Source organism: Goodfellowiella coeruleoviolacea, from assembly GCF_024171785.1.
GTDB classification, from domain to species: domain Bacteria; phylum Actinomycetota; class Actinomycetes; order Mycobacteriales; family Pseudonocardiaceae; genus Goodfellowiella; species Goodfellowiella coeruleoviolacea.
Map to the genome: position 1 here is coordinate 268376 of NZ_JAMTCK010000004.1, position 21730 is coordinate 290105.

At 72.7% G+C, this 21730-nt stretch carries 17 protein-coding genes, 1 pseudogene and 1 riboswitch; of the genes and pseudogenes, 8 read left to right on the plus strand and 10 right to left on the minus strand.

The window, feature by feature from the left end; translation table 11 throughout:
- Positions 1-8: 8 nt before the first annotated feature.
- Positions 9-148: riboswitch (SAM riboswitch) on the minus strand.
- Between the two features lie 107 nt (positions 149-255).
- On the plus strand, positions 256-1236 hold the full coding sequence (gene holA, locus LX83_RS10000; RefSeq protein WP_253769651.1) for a DNA polymerase III subunit delta: 981 nt from the start codon (positions 256-258) through the stop codon (positions 1234-1236).
- On the opposite strand, the gene LX83_RS10005 is transcribed toward holA, so the two are convergent.
- Together LX83_RS10005 and rpsT are read right to left on the minus strand one after the other, a co-directional pair.
- Complete coding sequence (locus tag LX83_RS10005; protein WP_253769652.1) at positions 1205-1762, minus strand: GNAT family N-acetyltransferase; 558 nt, start codon at positions 1760-1762, stop codon at positions 1205-1207. The two genes, holA and LX83_RS10005, sit on opposite strands and share 32 nt — an antisense overlap.
- A 151-nt stretch (positions 1763-1913) precedes the next feature.
- A complete protein-coding gene (gene rpsT, locus LX83_RS10010; protein ID WP_253769653.1) occupies positions 1914-2174 on the minus strand; it encodes a 30S ribosomal protein S20 in 261 nt (86 codons plus the stop codon).
- 348 nt (positions 2175-2522) lie between these two features.
- On the opposite strand from rpsT, the gene LX83_RS10015 reads away from it, so the two are divergent.
- Positions 2523-3326, plus strand: a complete 804-nt coding sequence (locus tag LX83_RS10015) for a TSUP family transporter (protein ID WP_253769654.1) — start codon at positions 2523-2525, stop codon at positions 3324-3326.
- Positions 3327-3338: 12 nt separating this feature from the next.
- Here the strand turns inward: LX83_RS10015 and LX83_RS38380 are convergent, their stop codons facing one another.
- Positions 3339-4742, minus strand: a complete 1404-nt coding sequence (locus LX83_RS38380; RefSeq protein ID WP_253769655.1) for a GGDEF domain-containing protein — start codon at positions 4740-4742, stop codon at positions 3339-3341.
- Between the two features lie 622 nt (positions 4743-5364).
- Between LX83_RS38380 and LX83_RS10025 the strand changes: the two genes are divergently transcribed.
- A complete protein-coding gene (locus LX83_RS10025) occupies positions 5365-6348 on the plus strand; it encodes a nucleoside hydrolase (RefSeq protein ID WP_253769656.1) in 984 nt (327 codons plus the stop codon).
- 206 nt (positions 6349-6554) lie between these two features.
- On the opposite strand, the gene LX83_RS10030 is transcribed toward LX83_RS10025, so the two are convergent.
- The 4 genes from LX83_RS10030 to LX83_RS10045 all read right to left on the minus strand — a co-directional run bounded on the left by LX83_RS10030 (position 6555) and on the right by LX83_RS10045 (position 11194).
- Positions 6555-8882 (minus strand): tetratricopeptide repeat protein, encoded by a 2328-nt coding sequence (locus LX83_RS10030; protein ID WP_253769657.1) that lies wholly within the window; start codon positions 8880-8882, stop codon positions 6555-6557.
- A gap of 217 nt (positions 8883-9099) precedes the next feature.
- A complete protein-coding gene (locus LX83_RS10035) occupies positions 9100-9894 on the minus strand; it encodes an alpha/beta fold hydrolase (RefSeq protein WP_253769659.1) in 795 nt (264 codons plus the stop codon).
- A gap of 121 nt (positions 9895-10015) precedes the next feature.
- Positions 10016-10279, minus strand: a complete 264-nt coding sequence (locus LX83_RS10040) for a hypothetical protein (RefSeq protein ID WP_253769661.1) — start codon at positions 10277-10279, stop codon at positions 10016-10018.
- Positions 10280-10288: 9 nt separating this feature from the next.
- Complete coding sequence (locus tag LX83_RS10045) at positions 10289-11194, minus strand: SPFH domain-containing protein (protein WP_253769663.1); 906 nt, start codon at positions 11192-11194, stop codon at positions 10289-10291.
- Positions 11195-11318: 124 nt separating this feature from the next.
- On the opposite strand from LX83_RS10045, the gene LX83_RS10050 reads away from it, so the two are divergent.
- A complete protein-coding gene (locus LX83_RS10050; protein ID WP_322791102.1) occupies positions 11319-12128 on the plus strand; it encodes an ABC transporter ATP-binding protein in 810 nt (269 codons plus the stop codon).
- Positions 12113-13696, plus strand: a complete 1584-nt coding sequence (locus LX83_RS10055; protein WP_253769665.1) for a hypothetical protein — start codon at positions 12113-12115, stop codon at positions 13694-13696. Before LX83_RS10050 ends, LX83_RS10055 begins: the two co-directional genes overlap by 16 nt.
- A gap of 17 nt (positions 13697-13713) precedes the next feature.
- Here LX83_RS10055 and LX83_RS10060 read toward each other — a convergent pair whose 3' ends face one another.
- Positions 13714-15546 carry an AbgT family transporter gene (locus LX83_RS10060; RefSeq protein WP_253769667.1) on the minus strand — a complete coding sequence of 611 codons (1833 nt, stop codon included), beginning with the start codon at positions 15544-15546 and terminating at the stop codon, positions 13714-13716.
- 114 nt (positions 15547-15660) lie between these two features.
- Positions 15661-17034, minus strand: coding sequence for a M20 family metallopeptidase (locus LX83_RS10065; RefSeq protein ID WP_253769669.1), 1374 nt, complete (start codon positions 17032-17034; stop codon positions 15661-15663).
- Positions 17035-17397: 363 nt separating this feature from the next.
- On the opposite strand from LX83_RS10065, the gene LX83_RS10070 reads away from it, so the two are divergent.
- On the plus strand, positions 17398-18264 hold the full coding sequence (locus tag LX83_RS10070; RefSeq protein WP_253769671.1) for an EamA family transporter: 867 nt from the start codon (positions 17398-17400) through the stop codon (positions 18262-18264).
- Positions 18265-18341: 77 nt separating this feature from the next.
- Here LX83_RS10070 and LX83_RS10075 read toward each other — a convergent pair whose 3' ends face one another.
- Positions 18342-18773: a type II toxin-antitoxin system PemK/MazF family toxin gene (locus tag LX83_RS10075; protein WP_253769673.1), complete on the minus strand. Its 432-nt coding sequence runs from the start codon at positions 18771-18773 to the stop codon at positions 18342-18344.
- 235 nt (positions 18774-19008) lie between these two features.
- Here LX83_RS10075 and LX83_RS10080 point away from each other — a divergent pair.
- Positions 19009-19380: pseudogene (locus LX83_RS10080) on the plus strand (VOC family protein); the annotation flags it as partial.
- A 486-nt stretch (positions 19381-19866) separates the two neighbouring features.
- Positions 19867-21720: a translation elongation factor 4 gene (lepA, locus tag LX83_RS10085; protein ID WP_253769682.1), complete on the plus strand. Its 1854-nt coding sequence runs from the start codon at positions 19867-19869 to the stop codon at positions 21718-21720.
- The last annotated feature ends 10 nt before the right edge of the window (positions 21721-21730 follow it).

A 21730-nucleotide genomic window follows, 5' to 3' on the forward strand; every position in this document is an offset into this window, starting at 1 on the left:
GAGGTCTCTCCTCATCTTTCCCGCGTCAGCGGGCCGGAATTGGCACCGTGGTCATCGACGGCCTCGCGCAGTCACGTGTGCACGCGTGTGGCCGACACCGGTTGCCGGGGCTTCTTCGGGCCGATCCCTCTGCCCCTCTGGATGAGCTGTTCAGTTGTGCCGGTCACGCTACGACATCGCGTCCCGGGCTGACCAGGTGAGGTCCACCATCCGGGAGCGGGCGGGGTGTCACGGGCGCGTGGGAGGATGGCCGGCGTGAGTGGGACCGCCGGCCCGATCGATCCGTTGCACCTCGTGCTCGGTGAAGAGGAACTGCTGGTAGAGCGCGCGGTGCGGGACGTGTTGGCCACCGCCAGGCAGGTCGACCCGCAGGCCGACCTGAGCCGGGTGCGGGTGAGCGAACTCACCCCGCCCGAGTTGGCCGAGCTGGTCAGCCCGTCGCTGTTCGCCGAGGGGCGGGTGGTCGTGCTGGAGGCCGCCCAGGACGCCGGCAAGGAGATCGCCGAGGCGATCCTGTCCTACTGCGCGCAGCCGGCCGACGGCGTGACCCTGGTCGTGGTGCACACCGGCGGAGGCCGGGGCAAGCTGGCCAAGGAGATGCCGGCCGCGCTGCGCAAGGCCGGCGCCCGGGTCGTCGAGTGCCCGAAGATCACCCGGGCGAACGAGCGGGAGGCCTTCGTCCGGGAGGAGGTTCGGCGCGCCGGCGGGCGGATCGACGCCGAGGGGCTGGCCGCGCTGATCGAGGCGGTCGGTTCTGACCTGCGGGAACTGGCCGCCGCCGCCTCCCAGCTGGTGGCCGACACCGGCGGCAGGGTGGACGCGGCCGCGGTGCGCCGCTACCACCGGGGGCGGGCCGAGGTCACCGGGTTCGCCGTGGCGGAGAAGGCCGTGGTCGGCGACTACGCCGGCGCGTTGGAAGCACTGCGCTGGGCCATGCAGCTGGGCGTGCCGCACGTGTTGGTGGCGGACGCGCTCGCCGACGCGGTGCGCACCGTGGCCAGGGTGTCCGCGGTCGGCCGGGCCGACCCGAACCGGCTGGCCGGTGAACTGGGCATGCCGCCGTGGAAGGTGCGCAAGGCGCAGGGGCAGGCGCGGGGCTGGGGCCAGCACGGCCTGGCCACGGCCATGCAGGTGGTCGCCGAGTTGAACGCCGACGTCAAGGGCGTGGCCGCGGACGCGGACTACGCGCTGGAACGGGCCGTGGTCAGGATCGTGTCGGCGCATCGGCAGGACTGAGCGGCACCCGGCCGTGGTCCTGCCGCCGGCGGGTCAGCACGCGCACCAGCTCGCCGTCGTCCTCGACGATGTCCCGCACGTGCCGGTAGCCGATCCTGGCCAGCAGGGCCAGCGACGCGGTGTTGGGCGCGGCCACGGTGGCGTGCACCTCGGTGAGCCCCAGCACGGCGAAGCCGTAGTCGGTCACGGCCTCGGCCAGCTCCGTGCCCAGGCCCTGGCGCCAGGCGTGGGCCGCGAGGGCGTAGATGATCTCGTGGCCGGCCACGACCTCGGTGTGCTTGATCTCGGCGTGCCCCAGGTAGCGGCCGTCGCGCCGGTCGCGCACCGCCCAGACGTCGAACAGGTTCCGCGGGTAGACCTTGGTGAAGACCCGGTCGAACAGTGCCCGGATCGCAGCCTCGGGCATGGGGCCGTCACCCATCCAGCGCGAGACGTTCTCGTCGCCCAGCAACGCCACGAAGTCCTCCTCGTCCGCGCGCTCGTACGGGGTGAGTGTCAGCCGACGGGTGCGCAGGGGTGGCGTCACGGCGGAGACGCTAGGGCGGTTCGCGGTTCCCGGGCAATCGACTTCCGCCGGCACCCGGTTTCGGGCACCCCGGTGCGGGGTGTCGACATGGCAACGGCACCACCCGTGGACCCGGGTGGTGCCGTTGTCGTCAGCCGCTGGGCAGCCGAAGTCAGATCTGGTTGGCGCGCTTGGCCATGGCCGACTTCTTGTTGGCGGCCTGGTTGGCGTGGATCACGCCCTTGCTGGCGGCCTTGTCCAGCTTGCGGGAGGCGTCCTGGAGCAGCGCGGTGGCCTTCTCCTTGTCACCGGCCTCGGCAGCCTCGCGGAACTTGCGGATCGCGGTCTTCAGCGACGACTTCACGGCCTTGTTCCGCAGCCGCGCCTTCTCGTTGGTCTTGATCCGCTTGAGCTGTGACTTGATGTTGGCCACGCGAATGTCCTCGGTTTCGTCTCGACTCTGGTGCCGCGTTGTCGTGGCGCCGCCACCCACGCCCGATCCTGGTGCGCGGACCGGCGGCCTTCCTCCCTGACGGAATGCCACACGGCACGACCAGCGATGATAACAGCGGCTGAGGGGCTGCTCCCAATCAGGCGAAGCTCTGCCCCCCGAACGGGTGGCCGCCGGCCGGCTCGATGACTCCTCGTTCTCGCCCGGACTGGACAGCGTGGTGTGTCCTTGGTCACCTGACCTGTCGCCCGCTCGTGAAACTCCGGTGTTGCCGCTGTTCAGGACCGGTCGGCCAGTTTGTTGATCGGGCCGGCTCATTAGCCTGTCCGAGTGACGACTCCACTGGACTGGGCGGGCTTCGGCGAGGTGTCCCTGGCCGGGCTGCTGTTTCTCTGTGCCGCGGCGTTCCTCGCCGGCGCGGTCGACTCGGTGGTGGGTGGCGGCGGTCTGATCCAGCTGCCGGCCATGCTGCTGCTCGCCCCCGGTGGAGAAGCCGTGTACGCGCTGGCCACCAACAAGCTGGCCGCGGTGGTGGGCACCACCGCGGCGGCCGGCACCTACGTGCGGCGGACCCGCCTAGACTGGTCGGCGGCGGTGCCCATGGCGGTGGCCGCGCTCGCCGGCTCGGTGGCCGGGGCCGCCTTCGCCGACGCACTGCCCTCCGCCGTGCTCAACGTCGTGGTGCTGGTCGCGCTGGTCGGGGTCGGCCTCTACACCTGGCGCAAGCCGGAACTCGGCGCGGCCGAGGCACCCCGCTTCGGGCGGTGGGCCGGGCGCCTGGCCATGGCCGGGGGCGGCGCGGTGATCGGCTTCTGGGACGGGCTCGCCGGGCCGGGCACCGGGTCGTTCCTGGTCTTCCTGCTGGTCGGGCTGATCGGCTACGCGTTCCTGCGCGCCTCGGCCACCGCCAAGATCGTCAACATCGCCACGAACCTCGGCGCGCTGCTGTTCTTCATCCCGGCTGGCAAGGTGCTGTGGGGCTTGGGCGCGGTGATGGCCTGCTGCAACGTGACCGGGAGCGTGCTCGGCGCGCGGCTGGCGCTGCGCCGGGGGTCCGCGTTCGTCCGCCGGGTGTTCCTGACCGTGGTGGTGACCCTGGTGCTCAGCCTGGGCTGGAAGCTCGCCGCGGGCTGAGCACCCGCGGCCTCACGAGCGGCGAGCGGCGTAGACGGGCGCGGCGACCGCGGTCTGGGCCGGCACCACCGGAGCGGCGGGGCTGGCCACCTCCACCCGGTTGCGGCCGTTGTCCTTGGCCGTGTACAGGGCGGCGTCGGCGTGCTGGTGCAGCCGCCGCAGGGTGGCCTCCCGGCCGGTCAGGGCCACCACCCCGATGGACGCGCTGAGCACCCGCTGCCGGGACGGGATGGGGTTGCCGTCCTCGTCGTGCTGGGCCTGCCGGCCCCACAGGCTGATCTCCTGGCCGCGTTTGTCGGTGGTCTGCACCTGGACCGTGGCGATCGCCGCGCGGATCCGCTCGGCCACCTCCACGGCCTCGCTCGCCGTGGTGTTCGGGCACAGCACCAGGAACTCCTCGCCGCCGTCGCGCGCGGCGATGTCGTCCAGCCTGGTCAACGACTGCAGCACGGCGCCGACCACGCGCAGCACCGCGTCGCCGGCCGGATGCCCCCAGGTGTCGTTGACCCGCTTGAAGTGGTCCAGGTCCAGGGCCAGCAGCGCGATCGGCGTGTCCGGTCGGGCCCGGCGCAGCACCCGCTGGGTCTGTTCGGTCCAGCCCTGCGGGTTGAGCACCCCGGTCTTGTGGTCCCGCCGGGAGTCCAGCGCGTCCTGGCGGAGTTCCTCGTTGTCCCGCAGGATCCGGGCGAGCGCCACGAGCAGGACCGCGATCAGCACCACGAACACCGGCGCGGTCTTGGCGGTGAGCGCGGTCAGCAGGCCCACGCCGGTGCCCAGCGCGGCCTCCAGGTTGTCGCGCCGGGTGCCCATCGCCATCCCCCAGGTGGGGCGGGTCGGCGAGGCCAGCACGATGGCCAGGCCGACCACGGCGGCCTGCACCAGCGAGTACAGCGCGCCGACCGCGCACACCAGGGCGATGTGCGCCAGGGGCGGGTTCGACCAGGTGGGCGGGCCGGCCCAGTCCAGCACCGCCCGGCAGAGGGTGGCGGCCAGCAGGATGCTCGCGGTGGAATGACCGAACCGGTAGGCCGGTCGGCGCGCGACGAACCACCGCTGCAGGCGCAACACCAGGATCACGCCGACCACCAGCATGGTCGGCAGCAGCATGATCGCGGCCACCGACCACACACCGCCCAGGTCGATCAGCACCCGGTTGTACCCGCGGTCGGCGCGCCGCCGCTCCTCCTGGCGTCGGGTGCCGACCAGGTAGACGGTGGCGCCCACGGACAGCAGGCCGGCCATGGCCCAGTCCTGGCCGGACACCGGCGGGTGGCGCCACACCGCGACGCCCACGGCCACCGCCGCGACCGCCTCCACGGCCAGCGCGTACACCACCTCGCGGCGCGGTTGCGCCCACAACGCCCACGAGCGTGGCCAGCACAACACCGCGCGGATCGCCTTTCCCGTCCTGCCCACCGCGGACCCCAGTCGCCCAGCCCCCAGCCGGGTCGAGCGTGCGGCGCGCGTCGAGTTCACTCCTGCCCGGGGAGGTGCGTGGCCCGGCCCATCACCAGATCGACTCATTGCCCAACCCCTTCACCGCCGGTGTGGCGCCCGCGAGACAACGGCCAGCGCGTGTCCCCGTCGGCGACCGACAGCCTCAGCACGGCCAACCTCGGCCAACGGTCCGGAGGAAGTGACGCGGCCGGAGCCGGCCGCGTTCCCGGTCGCGGCCGGGCACGGTCAGCCCGGCCGGAGTCGGCCTGCGGGCGCCGGCTCCACGGGCACACCTGATCGCGCTGCCGCGTTCGCGCGCGCGTCACGTGTTCGCGCGCGCGGCGTTCGCGCAGCGTCGTGCGCGCGCCGAACACCACAGGACCCTCCCCATCTGGCCACCGATCCCCGAACCCCCATTCGGGAAGCGAATCCGCCAGCACCGTTACCGGTTGGATCCAGTCAACTATCGAACGTGACGGCCGCGGAGAGAAGGTTTCCTGGGTTTCCTGAATGAACAGGAAAGCCCGGGAGCTACCCAGGAAAGGGGCGATCAGCCACGGTAAATGGCATATTCGGCGAACTGGTGGTGGAAAGGACCGGCATGACAGCGCAGACACAGCGCCGACGTCTTGTGGTGGACACCGATCCCGGCGTGGACGACGCGGTCGCGCTGCTGTACCTGGTGGACCAGCCCGAGGTGGAGATCGTCGCGGTCGGCACCGTGCACGGCAACGTGCCCTCGGCGACCGGTGCCGACAACGCGCTGCGGATCCTGGAAGCCGCCGGCCTGCCCCACGTGCCCGTGGCCGTGGGGGCCAACCTGCCGCTGAACCAGGAGGAGTTGCTCACCGGCCAGTTCATCCACGGCGAGAACGGGCTGAGCGGCCACACCGGGCCCGCGCCCCAGGGCAGGCCGGTCGCGGAGTCCGCCGCGGAACAACTGGTCCGCCTGGCCCGCCAGCACCCGGGTGAGCTGTCCGTGCTGGCACTGGGCCCGCTCACCAACATCGCCCTGGCGCTGCTGCTGGAACCGCGGTTGCCCGAACTGGTCGGCGAGGTCGTCTGGATGGGCGGAGCCATCGACGTGCCGGGCAACGTCACCGCCCACGCCGACGCCAACACCTGGCACGACGCCGAAGCGGCCGAACTGGTCCTGGCCGCCGGGTTCGCCCTCACGGTCGTGCCACTGGACGTGACCGCGCACGCCTGGGTCGGCTCCGACTGGCTGGACGCCCTGGCCAACCACAGCGGCCCGCGCGCCCAGTTCGCCCACCAGGTCCTCGCCCAGTACGTCCACGTCTACAGCCAGTTGATGGGCGGGGCGCGCGGCGAGCGGGGCTGCCTGCTGCACGACCCGGTGGCCGCGGTGATCCTGCTGGAGCCGAGCCTCGCGCGCTACGAGGAGCACCAGGTGGTGGTGGAACTGGCCGGTACCCGCACGCGCGGCGCCACCCTGGTGGACCGGCGCGGCTTCCACACCCCGGCCGATCCGGCCGACGCCCGCAAGCCGGTCCGGGTCGCGGTGGCCGCGGACATGCCCGCCGTGCTGACACGCATCCAGCACGCCCTGATGCCCTCGGCCTGACCCGCGCGGCGCCGCCGCTGGCCGCGCCCGCCCGTCACCGCGGCCAAGGCAGCGAGCAGCGGGCGGGGCGCACCTGGCAGTACGAGCAGGGGCCCTGCGGGCAGGGCAGTGCGGGCAGGGCAGGGCGGGCAGCGGCAGTGCGAGCAGGGCAGGGCGGGCAGCGGCAGTGCGAGCAGCGGCCCCGCTCCGGGCGGGAGCCCGCCGGCTCAGCTGATCTCCCGGCTCGACGCGTCAAAGCCCCGACCGGCCGACACCCCGGTGCGCAGCCTGGCCACCCGTTCCCGCAGCTCGGCGGCGCGCGGATCGCCCAGTTCCTCGTAGATGGCCACCGCCTCGTCCCAGGAGCGGGCGGCAGCCAGCGGGTGGCCCCGTTCGGCCAGCACGTTGCCCCGCCGCTCCAGCGAGTCGGCCTCGCCAGGGCGGTCGGTGGCCCGCCGCCGGCACACCAGCGACCGGGTGAAGTGCTCCAGCGCCTGCTCCAGGTTGCCCGCCCCCCGGTACAGCTCGCCGAACTTGACCAGGGTGAAGCCCTGGCCGTGGTCGTCGCCCATGTCCTCGAAGGCGCGCAACGCCTCGGTCAGCCGGCGCAGCGCGTCGCCGTCCCGGTGCTGGGCCCGGCAGGCGTCGCCGAGCGCGGCCAGCGCGATCCCCCGGCCGTGCTGGTCGCCCACGGCCTCGAACAGCGGCAGCGCCTGCTCGAACAGCCCTTCGGCGCGGCCGGCGTCCCCCCGGTCCAGCGCGGTGAACCCCCAGCCGTTGAGCGTCCACGCCTGGCCGTGGACATCGCCGATCTCCTGGCGGATCGCCAGGGCCGCCTGGTAGCAGGCCTCGGACTGGTCGTGCTCGCCGCGCGCGTGCAGCCCGTAGCCCAGGTTGGTGTTCACCCACGCCTCACCGAGCCGGTCGCCGCAGGCCCGCGCGGCCTCCTGGCCGATCCGGTGGGTGGCCTCCCACACCGCCCACGGGCAGCGCAGCTGCAGGTAGTTCCACAGCGTCACCGGCAACTGCCACCCCTGCACGAACAGGCCGTGGTCGGTGGCCAGCCGGGTGATCGGGGTGAGGTTGGCCAGTTCGGCGTCGTACCAGGCCAGGGCGGCCTCGGTGGAGTCGAGCGGCACCGGTGCCACCCCGGCGGCCGCCGGCATCAGCTCCAGGTTGGTCGGCCGCTGCGGGGCGACCAGCAGGCTGGCCAGGTGCGAGGTGTGCACGTACCAGTCGACCAGCCGGCGGATGGCCTGCTCCCGCTCGTCCGGCCCCTCCTCGGCGGTCGCCTGCTCGGCCGCGTAGTCGCGCAGCAGGTCGTGGAACCGGAACCGGTCACGCGCCACCTCCTCCAGCATGTTCACGTTGGTCAGTCCGTCCAACGTGGACCTGGCCTGGCCGACGGGCACCCCGGCCAGCGCGCCGGCCGCCCCGGTGCTGATCGACTCACCCGGGTACAGGCCCAGCAGCCGGAACATCCGGGCCGCCCGCTGGTCGAGATCCCGGTAGGACCAGGAGAACGCGGCGCGCACGGTCACGTCGTCGAGGGTGGTGAGCGCCTCCAGCCGCTGCTCCTCACCGACCAGTTCGTCCACGAGTTCGGACAGGTCGAGGCGGGGCCGGCTGGCGGCCCGGTGCCCGGCGATGCGCAGCGCCAGCGGCAGGTGTCCGCACTGGTCGGCCAGGGCGGCGGCGGCGCGGGGTTCGGCTTCCGCGCGCGGCCCGATGAGCTGGCGCAGCAACGCCACGGACTCGACGCGGTCCAGCGGGCCCAACGTCACCCGGTGGCCGTCGGTGCGCACCGCCAGGCCGGACAGGCGTCGGCGGCTGGTCACGATCACCGCGCAGCCGGGCGTGCCCGGCAGCAGCGGCAGGACCTGCTCACTGGTGGCCGCGTTGTCCAGCACCAGCAGGACCCGCCGGCCGTCGAGCACGCTGCGGAACAGCGCCGCGCGGCGCTCGGCCGTGGGCGGCACGGTGGACGCGGCCACCCCGAGGTCGACGAGCAGGCCCTCCAGCACCTCCTCCGGGTCGGCCGGGTGCCCGGTCGGGTCGAAGCCGCGCAGGTCGCGGAACACCGCGCCGTCCGGGAACCGGTCGGCGATGCGCCGCGCCCAGCGCAGTGCCAGTGAGGTTTTGCCGACCCCGGCCAGGCCGTCGATGATGACCGTGACCATCTCGTTCGGCCGTTCGTCGAGCAGCGCGTCCAGTTCGGTCAGCTCACCGTCGCGCCCGACGAACGTGGCCGAGACGGTCTGCGGCAGTTGGGCGGGGCGGTGCGCGGCCGGGCGTCCCGGCCGGCGCCGGGACTGCTGTCCCACGCCGGCCTGCCTGGCCAGGGTGACCAGGGCGCCGTCGGCCCGCAGGGCCTCGTCGCACCTGCGCACGAAGTCGGGTGTGGGCACGCCGGTGCCCGCCTCGACCCGGCTCAACCAGCCGGCGCTGCACGGGATGACCCGGCACAGGTCCTGCTGGGACAACCCCCGGTCGATGCGCAGTTGGCGCAGTGCGCTGCCAAACCGTGGGTCGATCCGCCCTGACTCTTCCGGCATGGGCTGCTGCCCCCTGTCGATCCCCTACCAGATCCTGTTCGTGCGATGCCGCCCAGTGATCGTCCGGACGATGCGAACTTACCGGGTGGACCGACAGGCATTTGGGGTGGAACGGGGAATTCCAGGTGGGAAAGGCGAACCGGGCCGGCGGCCGACCGCCGGCCGTACCGCTCGCCCGGCCCACCGCCGCACCGCCGTGATCCGGCCCCTCCAACGCTCACACCGTGTCGAGGAACTCCTGGACGGCGTGGGCGAAACCGACTGGGTCGTCGTCGTGCACCCAGTGGCCGCAACCGGGAAACTCGCGCAGCCGGGTGTTGGGCCGCTGCCCGGCCATCTCCCTGGCCATGGCCGTGGGCAGGACGATGCTGTCCTGGCCGTGCACGAGCAGTGCCGGGCAGGTCGAGGCGAGCCAGTCCGGCCACCAGTCGCCCACCAGCGCCTGCTGCGAGGCCATCATGTCGGCCTGGTCGAACAGGAATCCCCATCCGTCCGGGTGCTCGACCGCGCTCTCCAGGAAGTAGGTGGCATCGGGGATGCCGAGCGCCTCGACTTGGTCGCGCAGCGCCCGCAGGGTGGGGGCCCGCCGGGGCCAGCCCCGCACGTCCAGCACGGGGTGGGCGACCTCCGGTTGCCGGTTGCGCGCGGCGGCGTCCGCCACGACCAGCGCGCGCACCAGCTCCGGGTGACGGGCGGCCAGCTGGAACGCGACCACCCCGCCCATGGAGTGGCCGAGCACCACCACCGGGCCGAGGTCGAGCCGGCGCAGGAACTCGGCGGCGTCGGCGACGTAGCCGGCCGGGGTGAACTCGGCGGCGCGGTCGCTGTGCCCGTGCCCGCGCTGCTCCAGGGCGATCACCCGGTGGCCGGGGGCGAGCGCGGCGGCCAGCGGCGCGAACATCCGGGCCCGGCCGAAGTGGCCGTGCAGCGCCAACACCGGAGCGCCCGTACCGCCGAAGTCGACGTAGGCCAGGCGCCGACCGTCGACGCGCACGTGGGACTCGGCTGTCATGGGAAGTCCTGCTCTCCTGGTCTTCTCGGGGTCCGGCAACGGATCTTTCTGGTAATCGACAACGGCCTCGGGCGTGGACAGCGACGGGTGCGGCGGACCGGCGCCGACCAGCCCGCCCCGCCTAATCCCCTGGTCCGCTCGGGTCCGGTGGTTCCGTGCCGGGTGGTTCTGTCTCCGGTCGTTCGGGTGGCGTGGTCTTGCGCGGCCTGCCCCGGCGGGCCGGCCGGCCCGCGTTGTCGGGCAGCCGCCCCGCCTCGGCCAGTGCCCGCCGCAGCAGGAACTCGATCTGCGCGTTGACGCTGCGCAGCTCGTCGTTGGCCCAGCGGCTCAGCGCGTCGTGCACCGCGGGGTCCAGCCTGAGCAGGAAGCTCTTGCGCTCGGCCATGTCGCGGGCCTAGTGGTAGAGCGACCCCGTGTTGACCACCGGTTGCGTTGCCCGGTCCCCGCACAGCACGACGAGCAGGTTGCTGACCATGGCGGCCTTGCGTTCCTCGTCCAGTTCGACCACCTCCTGGTCGGCCAGCCGGGACAGGGCCAGTTCGACCATGCCCACCGCGCCCTCCACGATGCGCTGCTTGGCCGCGACCACGGCGCCGGCCTGCTGCCGCTGCAGCATGGCCTGGGCGACCTCGGGGGCGTAGGCCAGGTGGGTGAGGCGGGACTCGATCACCCGCACCCCGGCCGAGCGGACCCGAGCCGAGATCTCGGCGGACAGCTTCTCGGTGATCTCGTCGGCGTTCTCGCGCAGCGACAGCCCTGGTGTGTCGTGCCGGTCGTAGGGGTAGCTGGTGGCGATGTGCCGCACGGCCGTCTCGGTCTGGATGCTGACGAACGCCACGAAGTCGTCCACCTCGAACACGGCCTGGGCGGTGTCGTCGACCTGCCAGACCACCACGGCCGCGATCTCGATCGGGCTGCCGTCCGCGTCGTTGACCTTCATCACCGCTGTCTCGTGGTTGCGGATCCGGGTCGACACGGGTTTGCGCGTGGTCAGCGGGTTGACCCAGCAGAGTCCGTCGGTGCGGACCGTGCCGGTGTAGCGGCCCAGGTACTGCAGCACCCGGGCCTCGCCGGGGGACACGGCCAGCAGCCCGCGGAAGGTGAGCACGCCGAGCAGGGTCAACACCACGGGGACGACCAGCAGTGGGCCGCCGGTGTCACTAACCATGGCGCCACCCGCGACGCCCACCACCACCAGTGCCAGCGCGACCAGGAACATCACGATCCCGGGCAGCTGGAACGCCGCCCGCTCGCGCACTTCCGGCGTGGGCATCTCAACGCCGGTCAGCGGCTGCGCCATCGCTACCTCCATCTGGGCTCAAGGTTCGGGTGGAGCCACCGCGAACGTCTAGCAATGTGATATCACTTTATTGCCGGCGGCGCACCCACCCGCCGGCTGAACCGACCGGACTGGGGGTTGAGCCATGCGACCTGGCGAACCTGTTGACCTGCCCGCCTACGGGGCCGGGGCGGCACCGGACGCGCCCGCGCTCCTGCTCACCGGGCTGTGCAAGGCCTTCGGCGGGAACACGGCCGTCGACCAGGTGCACCTCGCGGTGCCGAGGGGATCGTTCTTCGGGCTGGTCGGCCCGAACGGCGCCGGCAAGACCACATCGCTGTCCATGGCGGTGGGGCTGCTGCGGCCGGACGCGGGCAGCGCCCGGATCTTCGGCGTCGACGTGTGGGAGGACCCGGTCCGGGCCAAGAGCCTGGTCGGGGTGCTGCCGGACGGCCTGGCGTTACCCGAGCGGCTGACCGGGCGCGAGTTGCTGACCTACACCGGTCAACTGCGCGGCCTCGACGCGGCCACCGTGGCCCAGCGGGCCGCGGAACTGCTCGGCGTGCTCGAACTCGACTCGGCCGAACGCACCCTGGTGGTCGACTACTCGGCGGGCATGCGCAAGAAGATCGGGCTGGCCGCGGCGCTGCTGCACGCACCGAAGCTGCTGGTGCTCGACGAACCGTTCGAGGCGGTCGACCCGGTGTCGGCGACCACCATCCGCACCATCCTGCAGCGGTTCGTGGCCTCCGGCGGCGCGGTCGTGCTCTCCAGCCACGTCATGGCGCTGGTCGAGCAGCTGTGCGACCACGTCGCGGTGATCGCGCGCGGCCGGGTGGTGGCCAGTGGCCCGTTGGACCAGGTGCGGGGCGGGCAGAGCCTGGAGGCCACGTTCGTGGACCTGGTCGGTGGGCGCGTCGGGGGACAGGAGGGGTTGTCGTGGTTGGCGTCCTGATCCGGATGAAGCTGCGGATGCTGCGCAACTCGGTGCGCGGCAGGCGAGCCGCGGCGGTGCTGGTCGGTGGACTGTTCGCCCTGATCGCCGGGGTGGGCACCGCGCTGGTCTGCGGGCTGGACGTGGGCGACCCCGAGGTCAGCGTCGACCTGACCGCCGCGCTGCTGGCCGTGTGGACCCTGGGCTGGCTGTTCGGGCCGCTGGTGACCGGCGGCAGCGACGAGACACTGCAACCGGAGCACTTCCGGCTGCTGCCGATCGGGTCGACCGCACTGGCCCGAGGGTTCCTGGCCGCCGCGCTGGTGGGGGTGGCCCCGCTGGCCACGGCCGTGGCCCTGTGCGGGCTGGTGGTCCAGGGCCTGCGGCTTGGTCCGGTCGCGGCAGTCGTGGCCGTGCTGGCGGTGCTGCTCCAGTTGGCCTTCGCCGTGCTGCTGTCCCGGGTGGTGTTCGCCGGCCTTGGCGCGGTGCTGCGGTCCCGGCGGGGCCGGGACGTGGGCGTGGTGCTGGCCGCCCTGGTGGGCCTGGCGTTCGTCCCCGTCCGGCTGGCCTTCGAGACCCTCGGCCCGGTGCTGCTGCACCGCGAGTCACCGGTGTTCTCCGCGGTGCTGCGTGCCCTGCCCAGCGGTTGGGGCGTGGTCGCGGTGCACGCGGCCGGCCGGTCCGACTGGCTGTTGGTGGCCGCGCCACTGGCCGGGTTGGCCGTGCTGGTGGTGCTGCTGGTGCCGGCCTGGGCCGGGCTGCTGCGGGCCCGCATGACCAGGGTGGCCTCGGCAGGGGGTGCCGCCGTGCGCGGCGGCCGGACGGACCGGTCCGGGCGGCGCAGCCTGCTGCCGGCCGGGCCGGTGGGCGCGGTGGCCGCCAAGGAGCTGCGCACCTGGCGGCGGGATGCCCGGCGGCGGGTGACCCTGGTCTCCCCGCTGCTGATCGGGCTGGCCCTGCCGGTCATCACCACGGTCAGCAGCAGGGGAGCGGTCGACGCCATCGCGTTCGGCGGCCTGTTCGCGCTGGGCCTGTGCTGCCTGCAGGCCGGCAACCTGTTCGGATTCGACGGCACAGCCCTGTGGCAGACCCTGGTCACCCCGGGTGCCGAACGCGCCGACGTGCGTGGCCGGCAGTTGGCCTGGCTGATCCTGGTCAGCCCGGTGGCGATCGCCGCGGCCCTGGTGCTGCCCGCGGTGAGCGGCGATCCGGGCGTCTACCCGTGGGTGCTCGGGCTGACCCCGGCCGTGCTGGGCGGCAGTGCCGGGGTGGTGCTGCTGCTGTCCACCTACGCCGCCTACCCCGTGCCCAGCCAGCGCAACGGCAATCCGTTCGCGGCCGGCAACAACCCGGGCTGCGCCGCGGCGCTGCGGCAGCTGGTGATGAGCCTGCTGCTGCTGGTCGCGGCCGGACCGGTGGTGCTGATCGACCTGGTCGGCGTGCTCACCGACCTTCCGGTGCTGACCTGGCTGGGCGTGCTGGTCGGGGTGGCCAGCGGGGTGGTCGCCGCGCGGTGGTGGGGCGATCTGGCCCACCACCGGCTGGTCGCCCGCGGCCCGGAACTGCTCGCCGTGCTCCGCACAGCCTGAGTCCGGCACGGGTCCGCTCACTGTCCGATGTGGATTCCCATGCCCGGTCCCAGCGGCAGGTCGGCGAAGTAGAACACGGTCAGGATCAGCGCCCAGGTCACCCAGAACGGCACCACGAACGGCACCATGCGGGCCACCAGCGTGCCGATGCCGGCCCGGGGTTCGTAGCGGCGCAGGAAGGTCAGCAGCACGATCATGTACGGGTTGAGCGGCGTCATCACCTGGGTGGCCGAGTCGCCGACCCGGAACGCCGCCTGGGCGAAGCCGGGCTCGAAGCCGAGGAGCGCGAACATGGGCACGAACACGGCCGCCATCAACGTCCACAGACTCGAACCGGAGATGATGAACAGGTTCAACAGCGAGGCCAGGACCATGAAGCCGACGAACGCGGGGTAGCCGTCCAGGCCGAGAGTCCGCAGCAGGTCCGCACCGCTGACCGCCAGCCAGGTGCCGATGTTGGTCCAGTTGAACAGCGCGATGAACTGGCCGAGGATGAAGGCCAGCACCAGGAAGCCGGTCAGGTCGCGGATCGCCCCACCCATCAGCCTCGGCACGTCCCCGGGCCTGGTGACGGCCTTGACGGTGGTGCCGTAGGCGATGGCGGGCACCAGGAAGACCAGGAAGATCAGTGTGGTGAGTGAACTCATCAGGGGCGACTTGGGCAGGTAGCCGCCGGTCTCGTTGCGCATCGGCGAGTCCGGCCACACGGTGAGCACGACCAGCGCGACCACGGTCACCAGCAGGCTCAGTCCGGCCCAGCGCAGACCACGCCGCTCCACCGCGGTCAGCTCGACCCTGGCCGCCTGCCCGGCACCGGGTTCCGCGTCGGCGTCCGCGCCGGCCGGCCAGCCAGCACCTGCCGCGTCAGCACCTGCCGTGTCGGTGCCTGCCGTGTCAGCACCTGCCTTGCCGGCGCGAGGTGTGCCGCCGGCTGGCCGAGGGGTGCCGGGCCCGGCGGGCCCCGCGCCGCCAGTCGCGTCCGGGTCAGTGGCGTCCGAGTCAGTGGCGTCCGGGTCAGTGGCGTCCGGGGCGCGGGTACCCGGATCGCTGGTCTGCGGGTCGCTGGTGTCCGGGTCGCTGGTGTCCGGGTCGCCGGCCTCGTCCCGGGGCACGTTGGTGCGGTTCAGGCGTGGCTCGATGACCTTGTCGATCAACCAGCCGGCGAGCAGGCCGAGCGCGATCGAGGAGACCAGGTTGAAGTAGTAGTTGGAGACCGGGGTGACCGGCGTGCCCGGATTGGGCAGCGTCTCGGCCACGGCATTGCTGATCCCGGAGAACAGCGCGTCCAGGCTGGTCGGCACGGGCGCGGTGGAGTAGCCGGCGCCAGCGGCGGCGAACCCGCCGATCAGGCCGGCCACCGGGTGCCGGCCCGCGGCCTTGAACACCATCGCGGCCAACGGCGGGATGATGATCATCGACGAGTCGGCCATCACGCTGGCGGACACCCCGATGACGCCGACCGCGTAGGGCAGCAGCCGTCCCCTGCTGCCGCCGAAGGCCGCGCGGATCAACGCGGACAACAGGCCGGTGCGCTCGGCGACGCCCACCCCCAGCATGATCGTCACGACCGTCTCCATCGGTGGGAAACCAATGAAGTTGGCGGGCAGCTTCGTGAACAGGAAGGCGATGCCCTCGCCGCTCAGCACGCCCCGGATCGGGATGTCCTCGTCGTCGCCCGGGATCCGCACGGTGACGCCGAACGCGGCGACGACCGTGGACACCACGATCAGGACCACCACCAAGATGGTGAACAGGATGAACGGCTCGGGCAGCCGGTTGCCCACCCGTTCGATCGTGGTCAGCAGTCGGTCCACTGCCCCGGGACGGGACGCGGTCCTGGCCTTCGTCATGCTGTTCTCCTCGCGGGAACGGGCAACCAGGGGAAAACACGGGCGAGCCACGGGACGCGCCGCGGGAACACCGGCCCGGCGTGGTGTGGGCCGCGGGACGGGGTGTCGACGGGGTCAGCTGAAGAAGTTGGGGACGTCCACCGGTCCGCCGGCCGCGGCGAACTCCTCGTGCACCGCCTCGCGCAGCACGGGGTCAGCGAGGTAGTCGGCGGCCACCTGGGCCAGGCCGTGTGCCCCGTCGAGCACGGCGCGATCCCCGTCGGCCGACCCGGCCGCCTCGGCGAACTCGACCGTGTGCAGTGCCCCGCTGGCCTGGCCGACGGCGATCATCGGGTGGATCGCGGGCATCCGGAAGCTCAGGTTGCCCAGGTCGGTCGAGCCGGTGAGGCTCTCCGGCACCACCCCGGGGCCCAGTGCCTTGCGGCCCCGGTCGCGCTGGTGCACGGCCCACCGCCGGGCCAGCGTGTGGTTGTGCCGGATCGGCAGGTACGGCGGGAAGGGGTCCCAGCGCAGCTCCACCCCCACGCCGTGCAGCAGCGCCGCCCCCTGGGCGATGCGTTCGACCCGCTGGCTCAGGTCACGCAGCAGGTCGGGGTCGGGGGACCGGAAGTAGAACAGCACGGCCGCGCGGTCGGGCACCACGTTCGGCCTGGCCCCACCGTCGGTGAACACGCCGTGGATCCGGTCGGTGCCGGGAATGTGCTGCCGCAGCGCGGCAACGCCCTGGTAGGCGGTGACCGCCGCGTCCAGGGCGTTGCGCCCCATGAACGGCTGGGCCGAGGCGTGCGCGGCGATCCCGGTGAAGACCATCTCCACCTGGCGCCGGCCGAGGAACGGGTGGGTGGCCACGTCGTAGGGGAACGGGTGCAGCATGACCACCGCGTCCACGTCGTCGAACACGCCGGCCCTGGCCAGCCGCTCCTTGCCGCCGCCACCCTCCTCGGCCGGGGTGCCGACCAGGCTGACCCGGCCGCCGGTGTGCGCGATGGCCGCCGCCGCGCCCAGGAAACCCCCGACGCCGGCCGCGCAGATGATGTTGTGGCCGCAGCCGTGCCCGATGCCGGGCAGCGCGTCGTACTCGGCCAGCACGGCCACGTGCGGATGGCCGGTCCCGGCCGAGGCCAGCAGGGCGGTGTCCAGCCCACCGACGCCCACCGCGGCCTGGTGTCCGGCTCGGGCGACCAGTTCGGCGACCACGCGCGCGGACCGGTGCTCGGCGTACGCGGGCTCGGGATGGGCGTGCAGGTCCCGGCTCAGGCCGACCAGTTCGGCGCTCAGCTCGGCCACGGACGCCGCGACCAGGGTGCGCACGTGCCCCGGTGCGCCGGTGTGCGCGGAGGTGAGGTGGTCCGCCGCCGCGATCCGCTCCCCGGTGGCCTGCTCGACCGCCCGCAGGTAGGCGCTGTTGGGCGGGGTGGGCACCGAGGGGTCCAGCGCTGGCTGGCCCGACGTGGCCGGGTCGGGTACTGGCTGGTCCACGACTGACATGGGCCGGACCGTAACCCGGCCGCAGCAAGGAGCAAAGCGCCGCGCGGTTAACGCGGGGTTTCGTCCGCCGACACCGGGTTGTCCGCGCACCAGCGGTGCTTTTCCGCGCACGGCTGGCGCGGTCGGGGCGGGCGGGCACCGGTGATCAGGCGGGACAACTTCCCACCGGCTGGGTTAGGGTGGCCGGCGTCAGTGCCTAGGGTTCCGCCCCTCAACCGCCATGAACACCCCACAACCAGGGTGAGGGGGACTGGACCGAGCGGCACCGCTGGCCGCCCAGGAGCGGTGGCCGGTCATCTGACGGGACAAAAGCCTGGAGGAACCCGGTTCTCGTGCGCGCGAGAACCATTGAGGGGTTCTGTGATGAGTCCGCTTGCCGTCGCCCTTGTCCTCGCCGCGGCGTGTGCCCACGCCGGCTGGAACCTGTTCGCCAAGCGTGCCGGTGACGGCGGGGTGCTGTTCGTCTGGCTGACGTCGGTCACGTCCCTGGTCGTGTACCTGCCGGTCGCCGCGGTGACCGCGCTGGTCGATCCGGTTCGGCCGGGGTGGACCGAAGTGCTGGTGGTCGGCGTGAGCGCCGGCCTGCACCTGGTCTACTTCGTGCTGTTGCAGCGCGGGTACGCGGTGGGCGACATGTCCGTGGTCTATCCACTGGCCAGGGGCACCGGGCCGCTGTTCACCGTGCTGGTCAGCGTGCTGCTGCTGGACGAACGCCCAGGGGCGCTGGGCCTGGCCGGGGCGGCGGCCGTGGTGCTCGGCGTGTTCGTGATCGGCTGGGGGAGTGCGCCGGCCACCAGCGGCCGGACCCGGTGGGGCGGAGCGGCCTTCGGCGTGCTCACCGGTGTGGTGATCACCCTGTACACGCTGTGGGACGCGCACGCGGTGACCACGCTCACCCTGTCGCCGCTGCTGCTGGACTGGGGCAACAACCTGGGCCGGACCCTGCTGGTGGCACCGCACGCGCTGCGCCGGCGGGCTGCGGCGGTGGCGTTGTGGCGGGCCCAGTGGCGCACGGTGCTGGCCGTCGGGGTGCTCTCGCCGCTGGCCTACATCCTGGTGCTGTTCGCCATGCGCCTGGCCCCGGTCAGCCTGGTCGCGCCGGCCAGGGAACTGAGCATCGTGGTGGGCGGCGTGGCCGCGTGGTTGCTGCTGGGCGAGCCGAATCCGCTGCGCCGACTGACCGGAGCGGCGATCGTGCTGGCCGGCGTGGCCGCCATCGCCGTGTCCTGACCCGCCGCGCCCGGGCCGGTGGAACAGCAGCCGTTGTCGAGCGCGGTGCGCTGCCGCAGGCTGTCGGTCGCGCGGGGTCAGCGCCAGCCGTAGCGGCGGTGCAGTTCGACGGCCACGGCCTGGAAGCGGGTGGCGTCCAACACCGCGCCCTCCCGCCGGATGTCGTCCTCGTCGAGTTCGAACAGCCGGTCCAACCGCAGGTAGGAGGCACGCTCCTCGCGGTCCCAGGCGCCGGAGCCCAGCGCCAGCCAGTCCTGCTCCTCGTGGTCCTCAGGGGCCCGGGAGGACAGCATCATGGCGTGCAGTGCTCGCCCGTCGCGGCCGACGACCAGCAGCGGGCGGTCCTTGCCCCGGCTGGGGTCGTCCTCGTAGGGCACCCACGCCCAGACCACCTCACCGGGATCGGCGTCGCCGTCCAGGTTCGGGGCGTACACCAGATCCGTGGTCCGCTGGTGGAAGGCGATCTCACGGACAGCGCCGCGACCGGGCCGGGGGTGACCATCAAGCACGACGGGCAGCCTAATCACGGTGTTCCCGCCCCAGCCAGCGACCCGACCGGGTCCCGACCCGGGGTTCGACCTAGACCTAGACCTCGACCTCGACCTCGACCCGGGCCTCGGGACCGCGATGGCGACGAGCGCCCGGTGGATCCGAGCGGTCGCCGCTGACCGGCGGTTCGGGCAAACGGGCGGCAGGCCGGGCAGAGCCGGGCGAAACCAGCGGGCACGCGGTAGGAACAGGGGTATGGAACTGCTGAGCAGCCGGTTTTTGCTGCACCCCACCGATCCGGACCGGACCGTCGCCTTCTACCGGGACACGCTCGGCCTGGCGGTGCACCGGGAGTTCCCCGGTGGCACGGTCTTCTTCCTCGGCCAGGGCCTGCTGGAGGTGTCGGGGCGGGGAAGCACCGGACCCAGCCCCGACCTGGGTTTGTGGCTGCAGGTCAGGGATCTGGCCGCGGCCTTTCAGGAACTGAGCGCGCGCAACGTCCCGGTGCTGCGGGAGCCCCGCCGAGAACCGTGGGGGCTGGACGAGATGTGGATCGCGGATCCGGACGGGACGCGCATCGTGCTGGTGGAGATCCCCGCCGGCCATCCGCTGCGGACGGACGTGCGCTGGCAGGCCGGCACGCCAGGAGACGCGGCGGGACAGGCACCCGGCGGGGCGGACGGGGCAGCGCCGGGCCGAGCGGCGGACGCGGCCGGGGTGGGAGCGGACGCCGAGCCGGCCGGCTGACGAACTGGCCGGCCCAGGTGGCCGGCGCAGGAGGCCGGCGGCCACCGGGGTGACCGGGTGAGCTGGGCCACGACCGGCTGCGCGGGTACCGGGTGCGCGGCTGGACCAGCGGGCCTGGGGCAGTTGGAACCCCGGTCCACCGCGAAATCCCGGAAACCCCGGTCCAGCCGGAAACCCCGGGTTCGCCGGCAGCGCGATCCGCCGGGCAAGGCTGGTCCGCCGGAGGGCCGCGCGGGCCCGGGCCGGCCCGGCCGGACCGGCGCTGAGCAGGGCAGGACACGGCCAAAGTGGCCGTGACGTGCGGAGCACGGCCGCGAACGTGGGACGATGGACACGCCACCCCGTCCGTTCGCGCGAGGAACCTGAGTGACTACGTTCGCCGACACCACGTTCACGCCGCCGGAGCTGATCCGGAACTTCTGCATCATCGCCCACATCGACCACGGCAAGTCCACCCTGGCCGACCGGATGCTGCAGCTCACCGGCGTGCTCGACGAGCGCTCCTACCGGGCGCAGTACCTGGACCGGATGGACATCGAGCGGGAACGGGGCATCACCATCAAGGCGCAGAACGTGCGCCTGCCCTGGCAGGTCGACGGGCAGGACCACGTCCTGCACCTGATCGACACCCCGGGCCACGTCGACTTCACCTACGAGGTGTCCCGGGCGCTGGAGGCCTGTGAGGGCGCCATCCTGCTGGTCGACGCCGCGCAGGGGATCGAGGCCCAGACCCTGGCCAACCTGTACCTGGCGCTGGAGAACGACCTCACCGTCATCCCGGTGCTCAACAAGATCGACCTGCCCGCGGCCGACCCGGACAAGTACGCCGGCGAACTCGCCCACATCATCGGCTGTGAGCCCGAGGACGTGCTGCGGGTGTCCGCCAAGACCGGGGTGGGCGTGCCCGAACTGCTCAACGAGGTGGTGCGCCAGATTCCGGCGCCCGAGGGCGACCCGGACGCGCCGGCCCGGGCGATGATCTTCGACTCGGTGTACGACACCTACCGGGGCGTGGTCACCTACATCCGGGTGGTGGACGGGAAGATCACCCCGCGGGAGCGGATCCGGATGATGTCCACCGGCGCCACCCACGAGCTGCTCGAAGTGGGCATCATCTCGCCGGAGCCCAAGCCGAGCAGCGGGCTGGGCGTCGGCGAGGTCGGCTACCTGATCACCGGGGTGAAGGACGTGCGCCAGTCCCGGGTCGGGGACACGGTGACCGCCGAGCGCAAGGGCGCCACCGAGCCGCTGGCCGGCTACCGCGACCCCAAGCCGATGGTCTACTCCGGCCTGTACCCGGTGGACGGGTCCGACTACCCGGACCTGCGCGAGGCACTGGACAAGCTGCGGCTCAACGACGCCGCGCTGACCTTCGAGCCGGAGACCTCGGCCGCGCTCGGCTTCGGGTTCCGGTGCGGCTTCCTCGGCCTGCTGCACCTGGAGATCACCAGGGACCGGCTGGAGCGCGAGTTCGGCCTCGACCTGATCTCCACCGCGCCCAACGTGGTCTACCGGGTCGTGCTCGACGACGGCGGCGAGCAGGTGGTCACCAACCCGTCGGACTGGCCGACCGGCAAGATCGCCGAGGTGTACGAGCCGGTGGTCAAGACCACGATCATCGCGCCGAGCGACTACATCGGCGCGATCATGGAGCTGTGCCAGAGCCGGCGCGGCCAGCTCGGCGGGATGGACTACCTGTCCGAGGACCGCGTCGAACTGCGCTACACCATGCCGCTCGCCGAGATCATCTACGACTTCTTCGACGCGCTGAAGTCCCGCACCAGGGGCTATGCCTCGCTGGACTACGAGGAGGCCGGTGAGCAGGCCGCGAACCTGGTCAAGGTGGACATCCTGCTGCAGGGCGAGCCGGTGGACGCGTTCAGCGCGATCGTGCACCGGGACGCCGCCTACGGCTACGGCACCAGGATGGCCAGCAAGCTGCGCGAGCTGATCCCCCGGCAGCAGTTCGAGGTGCCGATCCAGGCCGCCATCGGCTCGCGGGTGATCGCCAGGGAGACCATCCGGGCGATCCGCAAGGACGTGCTGGCCAAGTGCTACGGCGGTGACATCACCCGCAAGCGCAAGCTGCTGGAGAAGCAGAAGGAAGGCAAGAAGCGGATGAAGATGGTCGGTCGGGTCGAGGTGCCGCAGGAGGCGTTCGTCGCGGCCCTGTCGACCGACGACTCCACCGACAAGGGCGGCAAGTCCGGCAAGAAGTAGCGGGCGAACC